Source organism: Pseudomonas sp. HMWF006, from assembly GCF_003061205.1.
In the GTDB taxonomy this organism is placed as follows: Bacteria; Pseudomonadota; Gammaproteobacteria; order Pseudomonadales; family Pseudomonadaceae; genus Aquipseudomonas; species Aquipseudomonas monsensis.
The window spans coordinates 1-2,068 of sequence record NZ_QAIU01000330.1 but is presented as its reverse complement, the minus strand read 5'-3'; the positions used below and the strand labels follow the sequence as shown (position 1 = coordinate 2,068).

Genomic DNA, 2,068 nt, shown 5'->3' with positions numbered 1-2,068 from the left:
GATCTACACGCCGCTGACCTCGCGCATTGCGCATCTGGTGGTGATCGACGTGTTGGCGATGGGCGTGGCGATGGCGCGCGGGCCGAGCCTGGTCAATCACCTGAAGAGCGTCAAGCGCAGTCTGCGCAGCTTGCGCTTGTCGCCGAAAGCCGTAAAAGCGCTGGATGACTGAAGTCATCTAAGGTCGTTCCGAACTTAATCGCGAGCAGGCTCGCTCCCACAGGGGATCTTCTGTTGTGGACACAAATTTTGTGTCACACCGAGATCAAATGTGGAAGCGAGCCTGCTCGCGAAGGCGTCCTCAGAAACACCGCAACCCTGCGCAAGTTTCATCGCACTGTCATCCCCGCGCAGCCAAACCGTCATCCCTCACGCCTATCGTGAAACTCCCGTACTCGCCTTGGGAGACTCGAAATGGCTCAGCCCTACGAAGAACGCAACAGCGCCGCGAAAACCCGTCGTCAACAGGAAGACCAGCGCCGCATGGAATTCCGTCGCGCCATCGAAGATCGCTTCGAACTTCGTCAGCTTCAAAGCGAAATCAGCGATTTTCCCGAGGACATTGAAATCAACTACTGGCAGGCCGTACCGGCAACTTCCCGTCGAAGCGCTCAACCAGCGCGCTGATCTGCACCCGTTCGCTGCGGATAAACGCCAGGAAGGCGTGCGCCACCGGTGACAGCCGTTTGGCCTTGGCTTGCACCAGGCACCAGCTACGGAACAGCGGCAACTCCTCGACCGGCAACTCCACCAGGCCGCCGGTCGCCAACTCCAGGTTCAGGGCGTGGCGCGTCAACAGCGCCAGGCCCAGACCCGCCACCACGCATTCGCGCTGGGCTTCGGCCGAGGCCACTTCCTGAGTCTGGGTGAAGTGCACGCGTTTCTCCTTGAAGTATTCCTCGCAGGCCATTCGCGTGCCTGAACCCGGTTCGCGGATCAGCAGTGTGTAGGGCTCAAGGTCCTGCAAACGCAGCGGCCCCATATGCGCCAGCGGATGATCCGGGCGCGCCACGGCGACAATCGGGTTGTTCAGAAAGGGCAGAAACTCCAGGCCCATGTCCTGCGGCACCATCGACATGATCACCAGATCGTCGCGGTTGTCCGAGAGGCGGCGGATCACCTGGCCACGGTTGACCACGGTCAGTTGCAGGTTCACTTCCGGGTGCTGGCGCTTGAAGGCGGCGAACAGGTGCGGCACGAAGTATTTGGCGCTGGATTCCACCGCCAGCTTCAGTTGGCCTTGCAGCGAGCCCTGCATGTCCGACAGTTGCATGTCGAGGTTTTCCAGGCGACCGAAGATGTCCCGGCTGGCCCGCTGCAGGGCTTCGGCAGCCTCGGTCATGTAGAGTTTTTTGCCGACATAATCGAATAATGGCTGGCCGATTAGCTCTTCCAGCTGACGAATCTGTAGGCTGACGGCCGGTTGTGTGAGCGACATTTCCTCAGCCGCACGGCTGTAAGAACGCAAATCACACACTTCGTTGAAGATCTGCAACTGGCGTAATGTCATACGCATCAAGGACTTACGCATTTCTTATAGGCTCTGACGGCAGGCTGATGATTTAACTATAAGTCTTTGCTTATGCCTGACCCAATTTTTATTCATTTTTGTTAATCCCTTGTGAGCGCTAGTGTGGGGCTGCGACTAAATTGAAACATTTGGTCACGCGTCGACCTGGGTCTAGCAGGTCGTGGTGCCACCGGCTCAAGGGAACCTCCAAGTGATAACAAAGATCCTGATCGCCAACCGTGGTGAGATTGCCGTAAGAATCGTGCGAGCCTGCGCCGAGATGGGCATTCGCTCGGTTGCGATTTTTTCCGACGCCGACCGCCATGCCTTGCATGTGAAGCGTGCGGACGAAGCCCACAGCATCGGTGCCGAGCCACTGGCCGGTTACCTGAACCCGCGCAAGCTGGTGAACCTGGCGGTGGAAACCGGTTGCGATGCATTGCACCCCGGTTACGGCTTCCTCTCGGAAAATGCCGAGTTGGCAGACATCTGCGCCGAACGCGGGATTAAATTCATCGGCCCGTCGGCAGAAGTCATTCGCCGCATGGGCGACAAGAC

At 58.6% G+C, this 2,068-nt stretch carries 3 protein-coding genes and 1 pseudogene; 3 read left to right on the top strand and 1 reads right to left on the bottom strand.

All coding sequences use genetic code 11. The features are described from left to right. Nucleotides 1–172: pseudogene (locus DBR24_RS13315) on the top strand (transcriptional regulator); the annotation flags it as partial. A 242-nt stretch (nt 173–414) separates the two neighbouring features. Then, on the top strand, nt 415–627 hold the full coding sequence (locus tag DBR24_RS13310) for a PA3496 family putative envelope integrity protein (protein WP_123469998.1): 213 nt from the start codon (nt 415–417) through the stop codon (nt 625–627). Here the strand turns inward: DBR24_RS13310 and DBR24_RS13305 are convergent. Further along, entirely contained in the window at nt 569–1,531 is a 963-nt protein-coding gene (locus DBR24_RS13305) for a LysR family transcriptional regulator (protein ID WP_128614991.1), read from the bottom strand. The genes DBR24_RS13310 and DBR24_RS13305 overlap by 59 nt on opposite strands. Before the next feature lie 190 nt (nt 1,532–1,721). Here DBR24_RS13305 and DBR24_RS13300 point away from each other — a divergent pair. Next, on the top strand, nt 1,722–2,068 hold a 347-nt coding region (locus tag DBR24_RS13300), incomplete at its 3' end, for a biotin carboxylase N-terminal domain-containing protein (protein ID WP_305888972.1).

Bases quoted from the DNA above. Each gene is read 5' to 3' on its own strand.
- DBR24_RS13305 (WP_128614991.1), bottom strand. From the start codon at position 1,531: ATGCGTAAGTCCTTGATGCGTATGACATTACGCCAGTTGCAGATCTTC.
- DBR24_RS13310 (WP_123469998.1), top strand. From the start codon at position 415: ATGGCTCAGCCCTACGAAGAACGCAACAGCGCCGCGAAAACCCGTCGT.